Here is an 18,096-nt window from a genome sequence, read left to right as displayed (position 1 = left end):
ATCGAACTCCATATGAAGTATTCATGTCTTACGTCACTGATGAGCAACTATTTTCTTTCTAACTTAAATTGACATTTTGGGATAGAATATTCTATTAAGCTAAATCCTAATGCAAGAAAATAAATTTTACATCTTTCTATATTAATATTTTTCATATTGTTCAAATTAGTAGCCATCCTCACCATTTGCTTTCTTTTCTACCGATAAAATAAAATCCGCCATTGTTGTTGCTGAATTTACAGCTAATCTTGCATGATGCTTATCAATAGTCAGTCTTCTATCACCAACACCATGAGAATCACTATTTTTATTACGCATTTCCGATACTGCCGAAACAATATTCTCCAATCCAGATAATAGGCGGTTTATCCTTTTATCTGCATTTTTGTTCTCATGCATTTTATATTCATCTTTAACCTGTTTATATAATTTATTTATATTGCCTTTATCACTTGGTTCAATATTTTGCTTTTCAAGCACATAGTCAAACGTTTCTTCCAAAATAGTTCTCGCTTGAGTCAAGGCACTATCATAGTTGCCACTATCAACATTTGCTATAGCCCTATCAGATAGCAATTTTATATAATCACGATCAATGGTTTTTACATTATTAACTGAAATTTCAGGTGTAGATGGACTAATCGAAACAAGAAGAACCCTTTTTTCATTAATGATTAATTTATTTCCACCAAAATGAAGTATTGTATTAATTCTATTCAGCGCACTTTCAATTGACTTACTACGGTATCTTTCGAACTCATCTTTATCTAATCCATTTGCTTCTCGTACAAAATTTGACTCATCAAACAGATAAGCAAGTATACTATCAATCCGTCCCGACTTAATGCCATAATCAATTAAATCAAACATATATTGCCACCTAGACTTCATTCCCGCATATTCTAATGTTGAGCCAAACATTTTTGCTATATCACAAATTTCAGGACCACTTAATCTTGGCATAGATATTTTCAAATTAGAAAGTCCAAAATATGAGTCAGTATTAGGGGATTCAAAATCCCCAAATGTTTCATCACCATCTAAAATTTCTACAATCCTTTTATTTTTTAACAGTTTATATTTTTCAAGTTCCATAATTTTTCCTCAAAATCATCATAAATTCTATTTCGAGTATACTACTGTCCAGATAATTTATAATTTTTGAATCTAATATTTAATATTTAATGAGTAGTATTATACTAATCAACTCAATCGTTTCACCTAAAATCCACCATTTCTTCATCTGTCATAATTCCGCTCATATCAACTGTTCCAACTCTTTTCACTACCCTAATCAACACGACCTGCCAAAATGGACATTCGTACACACCACTATCGAAATAGGACATTGAACACTCGACCTGCCAGCTCCAAATAGAAAAGTGTACTAATCCCAATCTTCAAAATCAGAATTTGTACACTTTCAATCAGCTATAGATGCCGTCATGCCGGCGTTTATCGGCTATTTTTCTGTACGTTCCAGGACAGTAACAGATTCAACATGCGTCGTCTGTGGGAACTGGTCTACTGGCTGGATTGGCTTTGTTACATGGTAGCCTTGGTCAGCAAAACGCTTGATATCGCGAACTAAGGTAGCAGGATTACAGGAAACATAAATCACTTTCTTTGGTGCCATCTTACCAGTAGCTTCGATCAGACTTTCAGCAAGCCCCTTCCGTGGTGGATCAACGATAATAACATCTGGTTTGAGCCCTTCTGCTTGCCACTTAGCAAATTGATCTTCCGCCTTACCAACAACAAATTTGGCATTCTTAATACCATTCCGTTTAGCATTATGTTTGGCGTCTTCAATGGCGGCGGGAACAATTTCTACTCCATAAACTTGCTTAGCGTGCTTAGCTACTGCCAGGGAGATCGTGCCAATTCCACAATAGGCATCGATGACCGTTTGATTGCCGTCCAAGCCAGCATTATCAATGGCCGTTTGGTAAAGGCGTTCAGTCTGTTGCGGATTAACCTGGTAGAAGGACAGTGGTGAGATTGCAAAATCAATCCCAAGGAGCTGATCATGAATTTCATCAGCACCCCATAACGTTTTATTCTTATCACCAAGCAAGCGGTTCGTTCGCTTATCATTGATGTTTTGCACAATACTTTTTACTTCTGGCACTCTGGCAACGATCCCGTCGACGATTTGCTTTTCCATTGGTAACCGCTTCGTATTCGTGACTAAGACTACCATCATTTCATGGCTGTAATATCCTCGCCGAACCATTACTGTGCGAATCACGCCCTTACCAGTTTGTTCATCATATGGCGTAATGTGGTATTGCCGTAATAAGTCACGAACAACCGCAATGGCTTTATCAATTTCTGGATCCTGGATATAGAAATCTTCAATTGATACTAAATTGTGGCTCCCCCGCTTATAAAAACCGGTTTCTAATTGACCGTGGACCATTTTGACTGGTACTTGGGCCTTGTTGCGGTAATGATAAGGCTTTTCCATCCCCATCGTTGGCAAAACTTCAATCTCATCTAAGTGTGCTTTGGCCAATAATTCTTGAATTTGGTGTTGCTTGAATTTCAACTGGGCATCATATTTCAAATGACCAAGCGGCGCGATTCCCGTTTGAATGTATTTTTTATCCTTAACATCAACGCGGTCTGGACTCTTCGTCTGCCAGTCCATTACCCGTCCCCAAGCAAAGTGGCTGGTTACCTTGGTGATCTTTACCGTAATCTCTTCACCAGGAAGGGCATTAGGAACAAAGACGGGAAAATCATCAATCTTAACGACCCCATTGCCCTCGTAAGATAAATCCACTACCTTCGCTGGATATTCTTCATTTTTATGTACTGGAATGTTTAATTTCAAAGTTATTCCTCCATTAATTTCAACGTTACAAACTTCTCCTATTATAACAAAACAAACGGCCAACTTCCTCTTTGTGAAGCTGACCGTTTATTTATTCTATTTCTTTTCGCGATCTTTATAATCGTCAATGCCATTCATAAAGTCTTCTTCGACCCGCTTAAAATCAGCTGAAGTTGTAATCGCATCTTCTGGAATCTCATCCAAGTTAGCAATTACTTCTAGGTGCTGTTTAAGGTTATGGAATTTCATTGGCGCATCGCCACCGTATTCCCCGTCAAGGTTAACCATCAAGCGATCATCCTTGTTTAGCGGAATAACTTCAATATCGGTTGCCTTAGCATAAATAATGCGCGGATCATCAAGGTGCTTTCCTTGAAGCGCCTTTGCCATTAAACTAAGCATATCGATCACGCTGCTCTTCTTAACAATAATCATTGTAAACTTTCCATCATCAAGTGAAGCATCCGGCACAATCTGTTCAAAACCGCCGACCGAATTAGTCAAGGCAATCATAAACATGGAAGCACTGCCCCGGTATTCCTGATTATCATACTTGATTAGCATGTCGACTGGCTTAATCCGCGGCATTAACTCTGCTCCCTTGGCGAAGTATGCTGCGTAACCAAAGAGGGACTTCATTTGCGAAGGGACCTCATAGGTTAATTCAGTCATCGTTCCACCAGCAGCAATATTCATGAAGTAGTTTTCACCAGCCCGACCAATATCAATCTTAAATTTCTTATTCTTCTTTAAGATTAACTTAGCCGCGGCGATCGGATCATCACGAGGAATCCGTAATGCCCGTGCATAGTCATTAGTCGTCCCTGCTGGAATAATCGCTAATGTTGGCCGATGTTCTAACCCAGCAATTCCATTAACCACTTCATTCAGGGTACCGTCTCCACCAGCGGCTACAATCAAATCAAAACCGTCTTCAGCAGCACGAGTGGCTTCGTTCTTAGCCGAGTTAGGCGCAGGAGTAGTCGCAAAAGCACTAGTTTCATATCCAGCTTTCTCATAAATTGCGAGAATATCAACTAAATCACTTCGCAATGTTTCACGGCCTGAGGTAGGATTATAAATTATCCGAGCACGTTTTCGCACGGTCATCCCTCCCTACTCTATTTAGCCTTCAAAGACTTCATCAATAATTGAGTAACAACTTGTGGGTTAGCCTTACCACGCGTTTGCTTCATGATTTGACCCATTAAGTAGCCGACAGCTCGGTCTTTACCATTCTTAAAGTCTTCAATTGATTGTTCGTTGTTGTCAAGGACTTCATCAACGATTGGCTGTAGTTGCGCAGGATCTGATAATTGAACAAGACCGTGCTCCTTTGCGTAAGCATTTGGTTCTTCACCATCTAAGATTCCCTTGAAGACCTTCTTAGCCATCTTAGAAGAAATAGTCCCATCTTCAATCAACTTCACCATGCCGGCAAGGTTAGCTGGAGTAAGCTTGGTGTCTTGTAAGTCAACTTGCTTATCGTTCAAGTATGAGTTCACATCGTTCATCAAGTAGTTGGCTACCCGCTTAGGATCGCCACCGTCCTTAACAGCTTTTTCAAAGAAATCAGACATTTCCTTAGTCTGGGTAAGAACCATCGCATCGTAATCAGTTAAGCCAAGGTCCTTAACATAGTGCTCACGACGCTCACCAGGCATTTCTGGCATTTCGCTTTCAATTTCGCTAATCCATTCATCGCTAACGTTTACTGGTGGCAAGTCTGGTTCTGGGAAGTAACGGTAATCATCAGAACCTTCCTTTGTCCGCATCAGAATAGTCTCACCAGTCGCTTCATCATAACGACGTGTTTCCTGACCAATGTGTCCACCAGCCATCAATACTTTTTGATGCCGTTTTTCTTCAAATGCGAGGGCCTTCCGAACATAGTTAAAGGAGTTGATGTTCTTCATTTCTGTCTTGGTCCCAAACTTATCAGAACCGATTGGCCGAATTGAGATGTTGGTATCAACCCGCATGGACCCTTCTTCCATCTTCACGTCAGAGATCCCCGTAAATTGAATCCGTTGACGCAATGCTTCCAAGTAAGCCACTGCTTCTTCAGGCGAGGCAATATCTGGCTTAGAAACAATTTCAATTAGCGGTGTTCCTTGCCGGTTCAAGTCAACGTATGAATACTTGCTGGTGTGAGTGTTCTTACCAGCATCTTCTTCAATGTGCATTTCTTTAATACCGATCTTTTTCTTTTTACCATTTACTTCAATTTCAATCCAACCGTCATGAGCAATTGGAGTATCTGATTGAGTAATCTGGTAGGCTTTCGGGTTATCAGGATAGAAGTAGTTCTTCCGATCAAAGTGCATGTGGTGGGCAATTTGAGCATGAAGAGCAAGTCCAGCCATGATTCCGTCACGAACGACACCCTTGTTTAAGCTTGGCAATACACCAGGGTACCCCCAGTCAATGACATTGGTGTTTGCGTTAGGCTGGTCACCGTATTCAACGGGGGATGGACTGTAAATCTTTGAATTAGTCTTTAATTCAACGTGGACTTCTAGACCGATTGTTGTTTGAAAGTTCATCTTAGTTTTGACCTCCTAACTTTGGTGTCTTCTTGTGGAAATCAGTTGTCTGTTCAAAGACATATCCAGTGTTATAAACTGTTTGTTCGTCAAATGCTTTTCCGATGATTTGCAGACCAACTGGCATGCCATTTTTAGCAGAGAAACCAGCAGGAATAGACATTGCAGGAAGGCCGGCCATATTAACGGGAACAGTTAATACATCGTTCATGTACATGGTTTGTGGATCATCAATTTCTGCACCAATCTTAAATGCCGTTGAAGCACCAGTAGCACCAACGATTACATCATGATCCTTAAATACGTCTTCAAAATCTTGGGCGATAAGACGGCGAACTTTAGCGGCCTTATTAAAGTAAGCATCATAGAAACCAGCAGAGAGAGAGAAGGTCCCTAACATAATCCGTCGCTTAACTTCTTCACCAAAACCTTCCGAACGAGAACGAACATAAACGTCTTCCAGGTTCTTAACATCAGCAGCTCGGAAGCCATAACGAATACCATCGTAACGTTGGAGGTTAGAAGATGCTTCAGATGAGGCTAAAATGTAGTAAGCAGGAACCCCATACTTGGTATGTGGCAAACTTACTTCATCAACAATTGCGCCGAGGGATTCTAAGTGGTCCAAAGCAGCCTTAATTACTTCTTGAACATCTTCGTCTAAGCCATCAAAGTATTCCTTTGGCACAGCAATCCGTAAGCCTTTAACATTCGTATTTTCGTTTAATTGGGCTGCCCAGTCTGGAACTTCTTTAAGTGAGGATGTCATATCCCGTTCATCATTTCCACTGATGAGGGCGGTCAACAAGGCATTATCCTTAACATTTTGAGTCAACCAGCCGACTTGGTCAAAACTTGAACCAAAAGCAATGATCCCCCACCGTGATACACGACCGTATGTAGGCTTCATCCCAACGACACCGTTAAAGGAAGCAGGCATCCGAATAGAACCACCAGTATCAGTACCAAGTGCACCTAAAACATCCCCGGCCGCAACAGCAGCAGCAGAACCACCGGAAGAACCACCAGGAACCCGTGTAAGATCCCATGGGTTATGAGTCATAAAGAATGCTGAATTTTCAGTAGATGACCCCATAGCAAATTCATCAAGGTTAGTCTTACCAACGTTGATGTAATCAGCGGCATTTAACTTTTCAACCACTGTCGCGTCATATACAGGGTTAAAGTTTTCAAGCATCTTAGAAGCAGCCGTCGTTGTGAGGCCTTTAGTTAAGATATTATCCTTAACTGCAAGCGGAACCCCTGCAGTTAATTGATCAGCACTAATGCCCTTTGCATCAATCTCAGCTGCCCGCTTCAGTGCTTGATCTTCATTTAAGCTGATGAAAGCTTTAACTTGATCTTCATTACCCTTAATGTGGTCAAAAGTTTCCTTTGTTAATTCAGTTGCACTGATTTTCTTATTTACCAAGTCATCGTGCAATTGACTCAAGCTTGTTTGGTAAAAATCCATTATTCGCCGTCCTCACTTTCGTCAAGAATTGCTGGAACCTTGATGTAGCCACCATCAGTTTCAGGAGCATTGTTAAGCAAGGCTTCTTGTTCTTCTTTAGAACTCTTAATTGCCTTATCTTCACGCATTACATTTACCCGATCGGTTGCTGATGTCATTGGTTCAACGCCATCGGTATCAACCGCTTCGAGGTCTTCAAACATATCAATAATGTTTCCTAGTTGAGTGGTAAACTTACCAAGTTCATCCTTAGGGAACTCAAGCTTAGCAAGTTCAGCAACGTGTTCTACTTGTTGCTCAGTGATTTTACTGGCCATTCTCTCTACCTCTTTTCCAGTAATTTAAAATCTACATATACATTTAACAATTTTAGCACAGAATAGGCTCCTATTTCATCCATGTAGAAATAAAAAAGGAGTTATCGGTTCGCATTTCCTAGTAACGAATCGATATTCTCCTTTTTCACCTTTAATAAGAATCAAAAATATGCGACTGGAAGTTATCAGAACCAGCATTCCGATAAACAACCGCTTGAATTTCTGAATCAGATTGAATCTTAATATCAATCGGAATCCCATTAGGCAGATATTTCTTCGCTGCCCGGGTGATATATTGGGTAAAACTAGTAATTTCACTTTGACTATAGAACTGAGTAGTAACGGTAATGTGCATCCCTGACAAAGTTCCATTTTCATATTGTGCTTGTGCTGTAACTCCGCTCAAGTTAGGGAAGAAACTTTGAATCTGACTCTTAAAGTTTGAGAAACTATCGTCATCAGTTTGATCAGAACTATTGGTTGTTGATGCACTAGCCTTTGGAAGGACTACATTCTTGTAATTTAACTTCCGCCAGCTACTAATCGTATTACCACTATTCTTGCTATAAGCAAAGAATGTACCACCAACTAAACTATCATCTGGTGCTTGTTTGTATAGTGCAATCACGATTGGAACATTTCCAACGCCTGACTTTTTCCGTACTCGTTGAAGAACCTTTTGTGCCGCGATTTCACCTTGACGACGAATCTCACTATCACTAATCTTCTTAGTTAAAGTTGGTCCTCCTGTCTTAGTTTGGTAGTTATATTCGGAATTTATTCCAATCCCAATCGTAATCCCCCGCAATTTCATGGAATTACCACTTTCTTGCATATAATCTTGTTCTTCAATTTGTTGAATATAGACTGGGTTAGGATTACTCTTCTTTCCTTGAGCAGGGTTTAGCCCTTCAGGATTACTCTTTGTTTTTCGACCAAGCCAGTTTTCAATTGTCCCACTACTAAGGTATTGACCTTCTTGGAAAATATAGCTTTTTGTTGAAAAGACCCGTTTTGAAACCTGAGTCAAACCACTTTCAAAGCTTTTAAGGTTATATTGGTTATCATTTTGTGAGACATTTATACCCCGAGCTTTACTTGTTCGGTAACGACCATTTTTAATCACACCTTGATAAGTACCATTACTTGAACCAGTCGTTGAATAGTTTTTCGATGACGACTTTCCTCCAAAACCACATGATGCAAGCAAGACAGTACACATCAAAACGGCAGCACTAACGGCTATTTTTTTTGCCTTTCGCTTCACGATTTACTGTTCCTCCTTCATTGCTTGGCTGAATTGCTGTTCATTCCATACATCAATACCCAAGTCTTGAGCTTTTGTTAGCTTACTACCAGCATCAGCCCCAGCAATGACAATATCTGTTTTCTTTGAGACACTTCCGGTTACCTTAGCCCCGTGGTTTTCAAGCCATGATTTTGCTTCCCCACGAGTCATTTCAGTTAGCTTACCAGTCAGTACTACTCGCCGACCATTCCATTCGCTATCAGGATTAGCATTTGACCGTGAGCCAAGATAAGCAAAGTTTACCCTAACTTCTCGTAATTCGTCAATTAATTTAATAACCTGTTGATTAGCAAAATAAGTTACGATACTTTCGCCAATTGTTGGACCAATTCCACTAATCGCAGAAATTTCATCGGCATCGGCCTTCATTAAGCTATCAAGGTCACCGAAATGTTCCATAATAATTCGAGCAGCCTTTGCACCTACATGACGAATTCCAAGACCAAATAATAAGCGCTCGACAGAATTATTACGACTATTATCGATCGATGTCAATAGGTTAGAGGTCGATTTCTCGCCAAATTTATCTAAAGTTAATAATTGGTCATGATTAAGTCGATATAAACCGGCAACATCATGAATCAATTCTTTATCCCATAGCTGTTCAATGATTCTAGGACCAAGTCCATCAATATTCATGGCATTCCGGGAAGCGAAATGTGCTAAGCCTTCTTTAATTTGCGCTGGACACATTGGATTAATACAGCGTAACGCAACTTCACCATCAAGATGAACTAATTCTGAGCCACAGACCGGACACTTCGTTGGAATCTCATATTCAACTGAATCTGCAGAACGTTTAGTTGGATCTACTTTTGAAATTTCAGGAATAATGTCACCCGCTTTATGCAGGTAAACAGTATCACCAATCCGAATATCTTTTTCACGCAAGTAATCAGGATTATGCAAAGAAGCTCGACTAACTGTTGTACCCGCCAATTGAACTGGGTCCATAACTGCTGTTGGCGTTACATTGCCGGTCCGACCGACAGTCCAGACAATATCACGGACAATCGTTGCTTGCTCTTCGGGAGGGAATTTATAAGCAATTTCCCAGCGTGGCACCTTAACTGTATTCCCAAGGGCAACTTCCGTATCAAGGTCGTTTACTTTTTCAACAATTCCATCGATCCCGTAAGTGAGCTTGTCTCGTTGAGCTGTATATTCTTCAATATACTTCTCAATCTCTTCACGGTTATGAACAACTCGATTATTAGGATTAACATTAAACCCTAATTCTCGCATACGATCAAGTGCTTCCGCTTGGGTCTTCACCCCCAACTTTTGATATTCAGGAACATAATATATAAATGTATCTAGTTCACGTTGCGCCGTTACTTTCGGATCTAATTGCCGCAAACTTCCGGCTGCTGCATTCCGGGGATTAGCAAAAACCGGCAATCCTTCTGCTTCGCGTTTAGCATTTAACTTTGCAAAAGCCGCTTTTGGCATATAACATTCGCCCCGAACCTCGATCGATAATGGTTCTGGCAATTCTGCGGGAACTGACTTGATAGTTCGGACATTAGCAGTAACATCTTCACCAATCGTTCCATTGCCACGCGTAGAACCTTGAACTAACTTTCCATTCTCGTAAACAAGTGAAAGAGAAAGACCATCGATTTTTAGTTCGAGATTATATTCGGGTTCAACTTCAACATCCCGATTTTCCTGTTGTCGTTGGTTAAAGTCCATCAATTCTTCAATCGAAAAGACATCCCCCATCGATAACATCGGAATTTCGTGCCGAACTTTTGTTAATTGGCTTTCTGTTGCTCCTCCTACTCGTTGAGTTGGCGAATCAGCAGAGACTAATTGTGGAAATTGTTCTTCCAGCTGTACTAATCGCTGATAAGCACGGTCATATACATGATCCTCTACGGTTGGATTATCTTGTTCATAATATTCTTTTCCCCACTCAGTCAATTTTGCTCGTAATGGCTTAATCTCATCTTGAGCTTCTTGAAGGGTTAATTCTTTTACTGGCGTCTGTTTTTGACTCATCTCATCCGCCTCATTTCGTTATTTTTGTACTTTCGTAATTGGGGCAAAACTTGCCAATAACCGCTTTACACCCTGACTTGGAAAGGCAATATCTAATTCCATATCATTACCACTACCGTTAACTTTGACCACTGTTCCTTGGCCCCACTTTTTGTGTTCAACCTTATCGCCAGTTTTCCAGCCAACCTTATCGGCCCCAGTTCCGGTGTTAGTAATTGGTTTAACCCGCTTGCCAGCACTGCGATATGTTCGCTTTTGCTGATCACGGTAGGTAGTAGCGGTTGCGGCAGCACGATCAAATGGCAGTTTACTATCTTTAATGCTATTACCTGATGGGCTATTTTCAAACTGTAACAACTCAGAATCAATTTCTTCTACAAATCGTGATGGTTGGTTACGCTGGATACGACCATAAAGTAAACGTGAAAAGGCATTAGTAAGATAAAGCTTTTTCTTTGCCCGTGTAATTCCAACATAGGCTAAGCGACGTTCTTCTTCCAATTCATCATCTTCCATTAAAGCTCGCGATAATGGGAAAATACCTTCTTCCATTCCCACAAGGAAAACAACTGGAAATTCAAGTCCCTTAGCTGCATGTAATGTCATTAAAGTTACAGCTGGTGCTTGTTCATCAACATCATCTTGATCTGAGACAAGGGCCAAATCAGCTAAAAAGTTAATAATTTTTTGCAAGTTAGGATCATCATCGTCTTTATGCTGCTCATCATATTCTTGTGTAACCGACTTAAATTCATCAAGGTTTTCACGACGAGCTTGTGCTTCAAGGCTTCGATCATCACTTAGCATTTTGTTGTAGCCACTTAACTCTAAAATCTGTTCAGTTAAATCAGTTAATGTGAGATATTCTGCTTGTTTAGTCAAGTTAGCCATTAATTGACCAAATTCATCAATTTTATTTCGTGTTCGTGCAGTAATTTCACTAGCAGTATCAACATTTTGAGCTGCCTTTAATAATGTCCAGCCATTTTCATTAGCGAAATTGCGAAGATGTTCCACACTAGTTAAACCAATTCCTCGTTTGGGCGTATTAACAACTCGTTCAAAGCTCATTGAATCGGCAGGATTAACGATTAAGGTCAAATATGCTAAAATATCACGAATTTCACGCCGGTCATAGAATTTATGGCCACCAACCATCGTATAGGGAATACTACTCTTCAAGAAAGTTTCTTCAACCATCCGTGATTGTGCATTAGTCCGATAAAGAATTGCAAAGTCATTAAAGTGATAGCCATGCTTTTCTTGTTCTTCTTTAATCTTCGAAACAATAAACTGCGCTTCATCATGTTCATTTTGCGCGCGGTAATACGAAATTTTGTCCCCTTGACCATTTTCTGTCCACAGATTCTTCTTTTTTCGATAAAGGTTATTAGCAATAACTTCATTTGCCGCATTTAAAATTGTTTGCGTTGATCGATAGTTTTGCTCAAGCATTACCGTCTTAGCTTGGGGATAATCATGTTCAAAATTCAAAATATTGTTCATATTAGCTCCACGCCAACCATAAATACTCTGATCTGCATCCCCTACCACACACAAATTTTGGTACTTTTGCGCTAATAGATTAACTAACCGGTATTGGGCATCATTCGTATCCTGGTATTCGTCAACATGGATGTAGTGGAACTTATCTTGATAAAATTCAAGCGTCTCTTGATCACTTTCCAATAACTCAATGGTCTTCATAATCAGATCATCAAAATCTAATGCTTGATTAGTTTCTAGCTCTTGTTGGTAAAGCTTATATGCTCGCGCGACCATGTTTTCAAACATACTATTAGCTTCTTTGCTATAGTCATCTGGCGTCAACAAAGCATTTTTAGCATTAGAAATCGCACTTAAAATACTGCGGGGATCAAATTTTTTAGTATCAATATTTAATTCTGCACAAATCCGCTTCATTAACGTCCGTTGCTCACTTGTATCAGCAATCGTAAAGGCGCGATTATAGCCAATTTTTTCAATATCACGACGGAGGATTCGAACACATAATGCGTGAAAAGTCGATACCCAAATCTCATTAGCACTTTCACCAAGTAATTTACCGACCCGCTCTTTCATTTCGCGCGCAGCCTTGTTGGTAAAAGTAATCGCTAAAATATTCCATGGTAATACACCATTTTCTTCAATTAAGTAAGCAACCCGGTGTGTAAGAACCCGTGTCTTTCCTGATCCAGCACCGGCCATTACTAATAATGGTCCCTCTGTAGTTAATACTGCTTCGGATTGCTTATCATTCATTCCTTCTAATAATGCTTGCCCGTTATTCACGCTGTTCCATCCTCTCTAAATTTTCATCGGCTAATATTATACCAAATTAGGATCTCATTTGGTGCTAAAATCGAACGTATGTTAGGAAAAATAAAGAGACTGCGATTTCATCCCCAGTCCCTCGTAATCTTGTACGCTTAATTTATAATTTCGTGATCAAGCTTATTCGTTCCAAACTTCAGTATCGTCAACCTGATTCTTTAAGGCTGCCAAGTTATCGCCGCCAGTTACCCAGACAAAGCCTAGAATTGCCTGATCGTCATCCCCAACATCATTAAAGAACCTAAATTGCCAGTTATTCTTTAGCAACCATTGCCGTTGAATTGCTCGTGATTGATAATTGCGAACGACCATCAATAAGCCAATTTGTAATGGTGTAATAACATGTAGGGGCATTCCAACAGTGCTTCTTAATTGTTCTTCATACTGGTCAACATTTGCTGTGACATCATAAATATTAGCAATCGACGTTAACCCTGGTTCAATATTCTTTACATAAAGAGTACCAGTAGAAGTAACATAAAAGTTAACCGAAAATACCCCCCGATATTCAAGAGATGCCGCAACACTTTTTACAATCCGTTGCATCTCTTTTAACATATCATCGTGAATATTTGCTGGTGTCGCAACAGAAATCAATTGGCGCTTGTCATTGTAATGAAGCTGAGCAAGTGGGAAAATCTCTGTATCTTTTCCATCAGTTGCCGCTGTCATAGTATATTCATTTGTATGTTCAATCCACGATTCTAGTAAATATGTACCCGTATCAATAAAATCAGCGGCGCGAGTAATATCAGATTGGCGCTCAATCAGCATTGAATTTTCCCCAATTCCTCGTTGAATGGGTTTTAACAACGCAGGATAGCCAATGGAATCGATTGATTGGTAAACATCATCTAAACTAACCACCGTCATATATGGAGCAATATTAATATTTACCTGATCTAAGAAAGCACGTTCCATTAATCGGTCTTGAACAATCTCAAGAGCATTAATCCCCTGAGGAATCACTGCATATTGACTCAAAAAGTGCATGACGCGAGAATCGACATTAGGGGTTTGATAAATAATTGCATCACATGCTTCACCAAACTGAGTTAGTTTTGTCCGATCGTTCATTGCCCCTACAATGGTAAAATCAGCCATTTTAGTTACTAATGGCTGAGAACGATTCACATACACACCAACGTTAAAGCCTGCCTTCTTCGCTGTTGCAATAAGTGCTGCCCCATTGCGATTAATTCCAATAATTCCTAAAGTACTACCTGGGTAAATAGCATCTCTGCCCATTTTATCACTTCCCTTATTAGTCTTTTACGAATTCAACTTTATTATCACTCAATGATTGAATTCGTGCCAATGATTCGACACGAATTCCACGTTCTTTTAGTTCACCAGCTCCAGGTTGAAAACTCTTTTCAATAACTATTCCTGCACCCGCTACTTGAACCCCTGCTTGATCGGCAATTTCTAATAATCCCTCTACTGCTTGACCATTAGCCAAGAAATCATCAATCATTAAAATCTTATCATTAGCATCTACATACTTTTTAGAAATTGAAATCCGATTGGTTGTTTTCTTAGTATACGAATATACATCAGCAGTATACATATTTTGGTTAAGAGTAAGACTCTTATGCTTACGAGCGAAAATAACTGGGAGATTCATTTCCAACCCAGTCATTACAGCTGGAGCAATTCCGGATGATTCGACTGTCCAAATCTTAGTAATGCCTTCATTAGCGAAAAGCTTGGCAAATTCTTGACCGATATGCAACATTAATTGAGGATCAACTTGATGGTTTAAAAAAGCATCTACTTTTAAAACATTACCCGGTAAAACAGTCCCGTATTCCTTAATCTTTTCTTCTAACTCTTTCATTTTTGTACCCCTCTACATTACTCATTACTTATCATAATTATATAATTTATACGCCTTAATCACCGAAATTAATTTTTGTGCATAATCAGGATCAGTCGCATACCCTGCTTCTTGCAATCCCCGAGCTGCTTCTTGATAATTAGTCGCATGGACAACTCGATCATAATTTTGCTGATTGGTGTCTGTTCCATTTAACATCAAGCGCGTATGGTCTTTAATAGAATCACTCCAACTATCATAAACGCGGAATCGTCCCTTAGTAACGATCCACTTACCATTAATATATTCTTTAGTTGTCATTACTCGTGAATTTGCTCCCGTTCCCTTAATTCCAAATAAATTATGGTATTGTGACGCTAACTGACTCGTTCCCCATTGAGATTCAAGAATCGCTTGGGCAATCGTAATTGATGCATAGACATGATAGGTATTTTGCATTGCCTGGGCTTCAGGAGCAACTTGCTGAATAAATAATTGCTTCGCTCGGCGATCCTTTTCACGTGCCTCTTGTTCAATTCGTTGCTGATTCCAGATTCGGTAAAAATGGTGCCCAACGTAAACACCCAAAAAGATAACAATAACAGCAAGAATGCTAATAATCCAATTTCTACCCGTATGGCGGTTTTTGTTTCTCCGCTTCCGTTTTGCCACAAGCTTAGCCTCCTCTTTTCTACTAGTTATTAATTGTAGCAAAATCCATCTCGTTTGGGTTAATTTATCGTAATATTTTTAGAAGAAGTTAAAAAAGCACAACTGAAAAATTTTTTCCAGTTGCGCTTGCTGCTACTAGCCTTAAGTATTAATGGAATTGCATTCCACCATCAACAATAATTGTTTGTCCAGTAACGTAATTTGAATCAGGACCAGCTAAGAAACTTACCACATTAGCAACATCCTCTGGTTCAGAAAGACGCTTCATTGCAATGTTCTTGGCAAAGGTTTCCATTCCCCATTCATCACTCTTACCAGCATTTTGACCAACTTGATGCGCAATATCATACATCATCGGAGTCTTAACAATTCCTGGTGCAAAAGCATTTACCGTAATATCTTCAGTTGCCAAATCTTGAGCTACTACCTGCGTAATTCCTCGAATAGCAAATTTTGTTCCGGAATAAAGTGCAAGATTAGGATTACCAACAACACCAGCTTGAGATGTAGCATTGATAATCTTACCACCATGACCGAGCTCCTTAAATGCCTTGTGGGCAGCTTGAATTCCCCATAAAACCCCAGCAACATTTACACCATATACTTTTTCAAATTGTTCAGGTGTAATTGAATCAATTGGGGTAGTAGGACCTAATCCAGCATTATTAACGATTACATTAAGATCTCCAAAATGTTCGACTGTCTTCTCAACAGCTGCAAACACTTCTTCTCTATTTGCTACATCGGCTACAAGTGGTAATGCTTCCCCACCATTATTAGTCAGTTCATCAACAACTTGTTGGAGCTTTGCCTCGTTTAATGCTACGAGAGCAACCGCAAAACCATCCTTAACCAATCTTTCTACAATTGCTTTACCAATTCCTTGGCTTGCTCCAGTTACTAACGCTACCTTTTTAGTCATTAGTAATTCCTCCTTTATATTAGTTATCATGTATTATACCGTATATTAAATTCCGTTTAAATATAAAAAGACACCAGCAAAATACTGATGTCTCTGGAAGCGATAATCGAAATATTAACGCTTACTGAATTGAGCAGCCTTACGAGCTTTCTTAAGACCTGGCTTACGACGTTCCTTCATACGAGGGTCACGAGTTAAGAGACCAGCCTTCTTTAAAGCGTCACGGAAGTCTGGATCAACAGCGAGAAGTGCACGGGCGATACCGTGACGTACTGCACCTGCTTGACCAGAGAATCCACCACCATTAACGTTAGCTAAAACGTCGTATTGACCTTCTGTTTTAGTAACAGCAAATGGTTGGTTAACGATAGCACGTAAGTTGGCAAATGGAATGTAGTCTTCAATTGCCTTGCCGTTCATCGTAATCTTACCTGAACCTGGTACTAAGCGAACACGTGCGGTTGCATCCTTACGCCGACCAGTACCACTGTATTGTACTTGTTGAGCCAATTCCATTCCCTCCTTAGATTAAGTTAGTAATGTCTAAAACTTCTGGGTTTTGTGCAGCATGTTTGTGGTCTTCACCAGCATAAACATGTAACTTCAAACCTTGCTTGTGACCAAGAGAGTTGTGTGGAAGCATACCCTTGATAGCAGTTTCCAATAACTTCTCTGGTTCCTTTGCAAGGAAGTCACCAGCAGTCCGTTGCTTCAAACCACCAGGGTAGTTTGAGTGACGGTAGTACATCTTTTGAGATGCTTTCTTACCAGTTAACTTAACTTGCGCAGCGTTGATAACGATAACGTAATCACCAGTATCAACGTGTGGAGTAAATGTTGGTTTGTTCTTACCGCGCAAAATTGATGCTACTGCAGATGCTAAACGACCCATTGGGACATTCTTAGCATCGACAACGTACCATTTGCGTTCAACTTCACCAGGTTTTGCGATGTATGTCGTTCTCACGATTAAGTCCTCCAATTTTGTTTTTCTTTTACATATAATAGTGTACCGAGTTATTAGATGGAAAAGAAATACCAATGGCTAGTATACCTTCTTCTAGTACTTTCGTCAATCCTTTTCATCATTTGTTCCATAATCTACATTAACTAAATATAAACCACTTGCTGGAGCCGTCATCCGTGCCAATGTCCGATCCTTTGCCTCAAGGACTCGAGACACGTCATCTACTGGCCGCTGATTGCTCCCGATTTCTAAAAGAAAAGCCACCATTATTCGAACTTGGTTATAGAGAAAACCATTACCAGTAAAATCAAAGACGACTTCATTTCTTAATTCATCTCGTTTAATCGTGATACTCTCAATCGTCCGAACATTGCTTTTTGCTTGGCTCCCCGACGCAACAAAACTTGTAAAGTCATGAGTTCCAACTAAATCATTAGCTGCTTTTCTCATCTTTTCTAAGTTAAGAGGATATTTAAAATGAGAAGTATAGTTGCGTTTAAATGGGTTCACAAATTCCCCCTGATCAACCCGGTAACGATAAGTCTTACGATGAGCACTGTATCGCGCATGGAAATCATTATCCACTAATTCGGCCTTCTTAATTAAAATATCCAGTGGCAAAATACTATTGAGGGCTTTTCTCATAGATTCATTACTTAAATGATAGGGAATATCAAAGTGCGCAACCTGATTAAGAGCATGCACCCCTGCGTCTGTTCTTCCTGAGCCGATAACAGGAATAGCAGGATTTGGGTGCTTAGCAATTTTATTTACTGCATTCTTTAATGTTTGTTCTACTGTCCGCTTATTTGGTTGAATTTGAAAACCGGAAAAATTGGTTCCATCATAAGCAAAGGTTATTTTATAACGATACATTGTTTACTTCCTTATTA

At 39.8% G+C, this 18,096-nt stretch carries 16 protein-coding genes; all 16 read right to left on the bottom strand.

The window, feature by feature from the left end; genetic code table 11:
* Positions 1–165: 165 nt before the first annotated feature.
* Complete coding sequence (locus QOS06_RS07325) at positions 166–1,095, bottom strand: abortive infection family protein (protein ID WP_152719764.1); 930 nt, start codon at positions 1,093–1,095, stop codon at positions 166–168.
* Between the two features lie 367 nt (positions 1,096–1,462).
* A complete protein-coding gene (gene rlmD / locus QOS06_RS07320) occupies positions 1,463–2,839 on the bottom strand; it encodes a 23S rRNA (uracil(1939)-C(5))-methyltransferase RlmD (RefSeq protein ID WP_224758155.1) in 1,377 nt (458 codons plus the stop codon).
* 96 nt (positions 2,840–2,935) lie between these two features.
* Positions 2,936–3,949 (bottom strand): diacylglycerol kinase, encoded by a 1,014-nt coding sequence (locus tag QOS06_RS07315; protein ID WP_035168920.1) that lies wholly within the window; start codon positions 3,947–3,949, stop codon positions 2,936–2,938.
* Between the two features lie 11 nt (positions 3,950–3,960).
* Positions 3,961–5,385 (bottom strand): Asp-tRNA(Asn)/Glu-tRNA(Gln) amidotransferase subunit GatB, encoded by a 1,425-nt coding sequence (gene gatB, locus QOS06_RS07310; protein WP_283595708.1) that lies wholly within the window; start codon positions 5,383–5,385, stop codon positions 3,961–3,963.
* 1 nt (position 5,386) lies between these two features.
* Positions 5,387–6,859, bottom strand: coding sequence for an Asp-tRNA(Asn)/Glu-tRNA(Gln) amidotransferase subunit GatA (gene gatA / locus QOS06_RS07305; protein ID WP_191338811.1), 1,473 nt, complete (start codon positions 6,857–6,859; stop codon positions 5,387–5,389).
* Positions 6,859–7,176, bottom strand: a complete 318-nt coding sequence (gene gatC / locus QOS06_RS07300; protein ID WP_003664503.1) for an Asp-tRNA(Asn)/Glu-tRNA(Gln) amidotransferase subunit GatC — start codon at positions 7,174–7,176, stop codon at positions 6,859–6,861. Before gatC ends, gatA begins: the two co-directional genes overlap by 1 nt.
* Positions 7,177–7,327: 151 nt before the next feature.
* On the bottom strand, positions 7,328–8,443 hold the full coding sequence (locus QOS06_RS07295; protein ID WP_191338812.1) for a CamS family sex pheromone protein: 1,116 nt from the start codon (positions 8,441–8,443) through the stop codon (positions 7,328–7,330).
* Positions 8,444–8,446: 3 nt separating this feature from the next.
* Positions 8,447–10,489, bottom strand: a complete 2,043-nt coding sequence (gene ligA / locus QOS06_RS07290) for an NAD-dependent DNA ligase LigA (RefSeq protein ID WP_283595704.1) — start codon at positions 10,487–10,489, stop codon at positions 8,447–8,449.
* 18 nt (positions 10,490–10,507) lie between these two features.
* Complete coding sequence (gene pcrA, locus QOS06_RS07285) at positions 10,508–12,781, bottom strand: DNA helicase PcrA (RefSeq protein ID WP_003672667.1); 2,274 nt, start codon at positions 12,779–12,781, stop codon at positions 10,508–10,510.
* Positions 12,782–12,943: 162 nt separating this feature from the next.
* Positions 12,944–14,071, bottom strand: a complete 1,128-nt coding sequence (locus QOS06_RS07280) for an ATP-grasp domain-containing protein (RefSeq protein WP_003672668.1) — start codon at positions 14,069–14,071, stop codon at positions 12,944–12,946.
* 16 nt (positions 14,072–14,087) lie between these two features.
* On the bottom strand, positions 14,088–14,663 hold the full coding sequence (locus tag QOS06_RS07275) for a xanthine phosphoribosyltransferase (protein ID WP_003672669.1): 576 nt from the start codon (positions 14,661–14,663) through the stop codon (positions 14,088–14,090).
* Positions 14,664–14,687: 24 nt separating this feature from the next.
* Positions 14,688–15,314, bottom strand: coding sequence for a glycoside hydrolase family 73 protein (locus tag QOS06_RS07270; RefSeq protein WP_035160388.1), 627 nt, complete (start codon positions 15,312–15,314; stop codon positions 14,688–14,690).
* A gap of 148 nt (positions 15,315–15,462) precedes the next feature.
* Complete coding sequence (locus QOS06_RS07265; protein ID WP_035160390.1) at positions 15,463–16,236, bottom strand: (S)-acetoin forming diacetyl reductase; 774 nt, start codon at positions 16,234–16,236, stop codon at positions 15,463–15,465.
* A gap of 114 nt (positions 16,237–16,350) precedes the next feature.
* The gene (rpsI, locus tag QOS06_RS07260) at positions 16,351–16,752 is read right to left on the bottom strand and encodes a 30S ribosomal protein S9 (RefSeq protein ID WP_003668771.1); all 402 of its coding nucleotides are present in this window, start codon (positions 16,750–16,752) and stop codon (positions 16,351–16,353) included.
* A 7-nt stretch (positions 16,753–16,759) separates the two neighbouring features.
* Complete coding sequence (gene rplM, locus QOS06_RS07255; RefSeq protein WP_003672672.1) at positions 16,760–17,203, bottom strand: 50S ribosomal protein L13; 444 nt, start codon at positions 17,201–17,203, stop codon at positions 16,760–16,762.
* 105 nt (positions 17,204–17,308) lie between these two features.
* A complete protein-coding gene (gene truA / locus QOS06_RS07250; protein ID WP_003672673.1) occupies positions 17,309–18,079 on the bottom strand; it encodes a tRNA pseudouridine(38-40) synthase TruA in 771 nt (256 codons plus the stop codon).
* Positions 18,080–18,096: the final 17 nt, after the last annotated feature.

The organism is Limosilactobacillus sp. DJ3M12 (assembly GCF_947381695.1).
GTDB classification, from domain to species: Bacteria; Bacillota; Bacilli; order Lactobacillales; family Lactobacillaceae; genus Limosilactobacillus; species Limosilactobacillus kinnaridis.
This window is presented reverse-complemented; position numbering and strand designations above follow the sequence as displayed.

Bases quoted from the DNA above. Each gene is read 5' to 3' on its own strand.
- truA (WP_003672673.1), bottom strand. From the start codon at position 18,079: ATGTATCGTTATAAAATAACCTTTGCTTATGATGGAACCAATTTTTCC.
- QOS06_RS07315 (WP_035168920.1), bottom strand. From the start codon at position 3,949: ATGACCGTGCGAAAACGTGCTCGGATAATTTATAATCCTACCTCAGGC.
- QOS06_RS07275 (WP_003672669.1), bottom strand. From the start codon at position 14,663: ATGAAAGAGTTAGAAGAAAAGATTAAGGAATACGGGACTGTTTTACCG.
- rpsI (WP_003668771.1), bottom strand. From the start codon at position 16,752: ATGGAATTGGCTCAACAAGTACAATACAGTGGTACTGGTCGGCGTAAG.
- gatC (WP_003664503.1), bottom strand. From the start codon at position 7,176: ATGGCCAGTAAAATCACTGAGCAACAAGTAGAACACGTTGCTGAACTT.
- gatA (WP_191338811.1), bottom strand. From the start codon at position 6,859: ATGGATTTTTACCAAACAAGCTTGAGTCAATTGCACGATGACTTGGTA.
- QOS06_RS07265 (WP_035160390.1), bottom strand. From the start codon at position 16,236: ATGACTAAAAAGGTAGCGTTAGTAACTGGAGCAAGCCAAGGAATTGGT.
- QOS06_RS07280 (WP_003672668.1), bottom strand. From the start codon at position 14,071: ATGGGCAGAGATGCTATTTACCCAGGTAGTACTTTAGGAATTATTGGA.
- QOS06_RS07325 (WP_152719764.1), bottom strand. From the start codon at position 1,095: ATGGAACTTGAAAAATATAAACTGTTAAAAAATAAAAGGATTGTAGAA.
- gatB (WP_283595708.1), bottom strand. From the start codon at position 5,385: ATGAACTTTCAAACAACAATCGGTCTAGAAGTCCACGTTGAATTAAAG.
- ligA (WP_283595704.1), bottom strand. From the start codon at position 10,489: ATGAGTCAAAAACAGACGCCAGTAAAAGAATTAACCCTTCAAGAAGCT.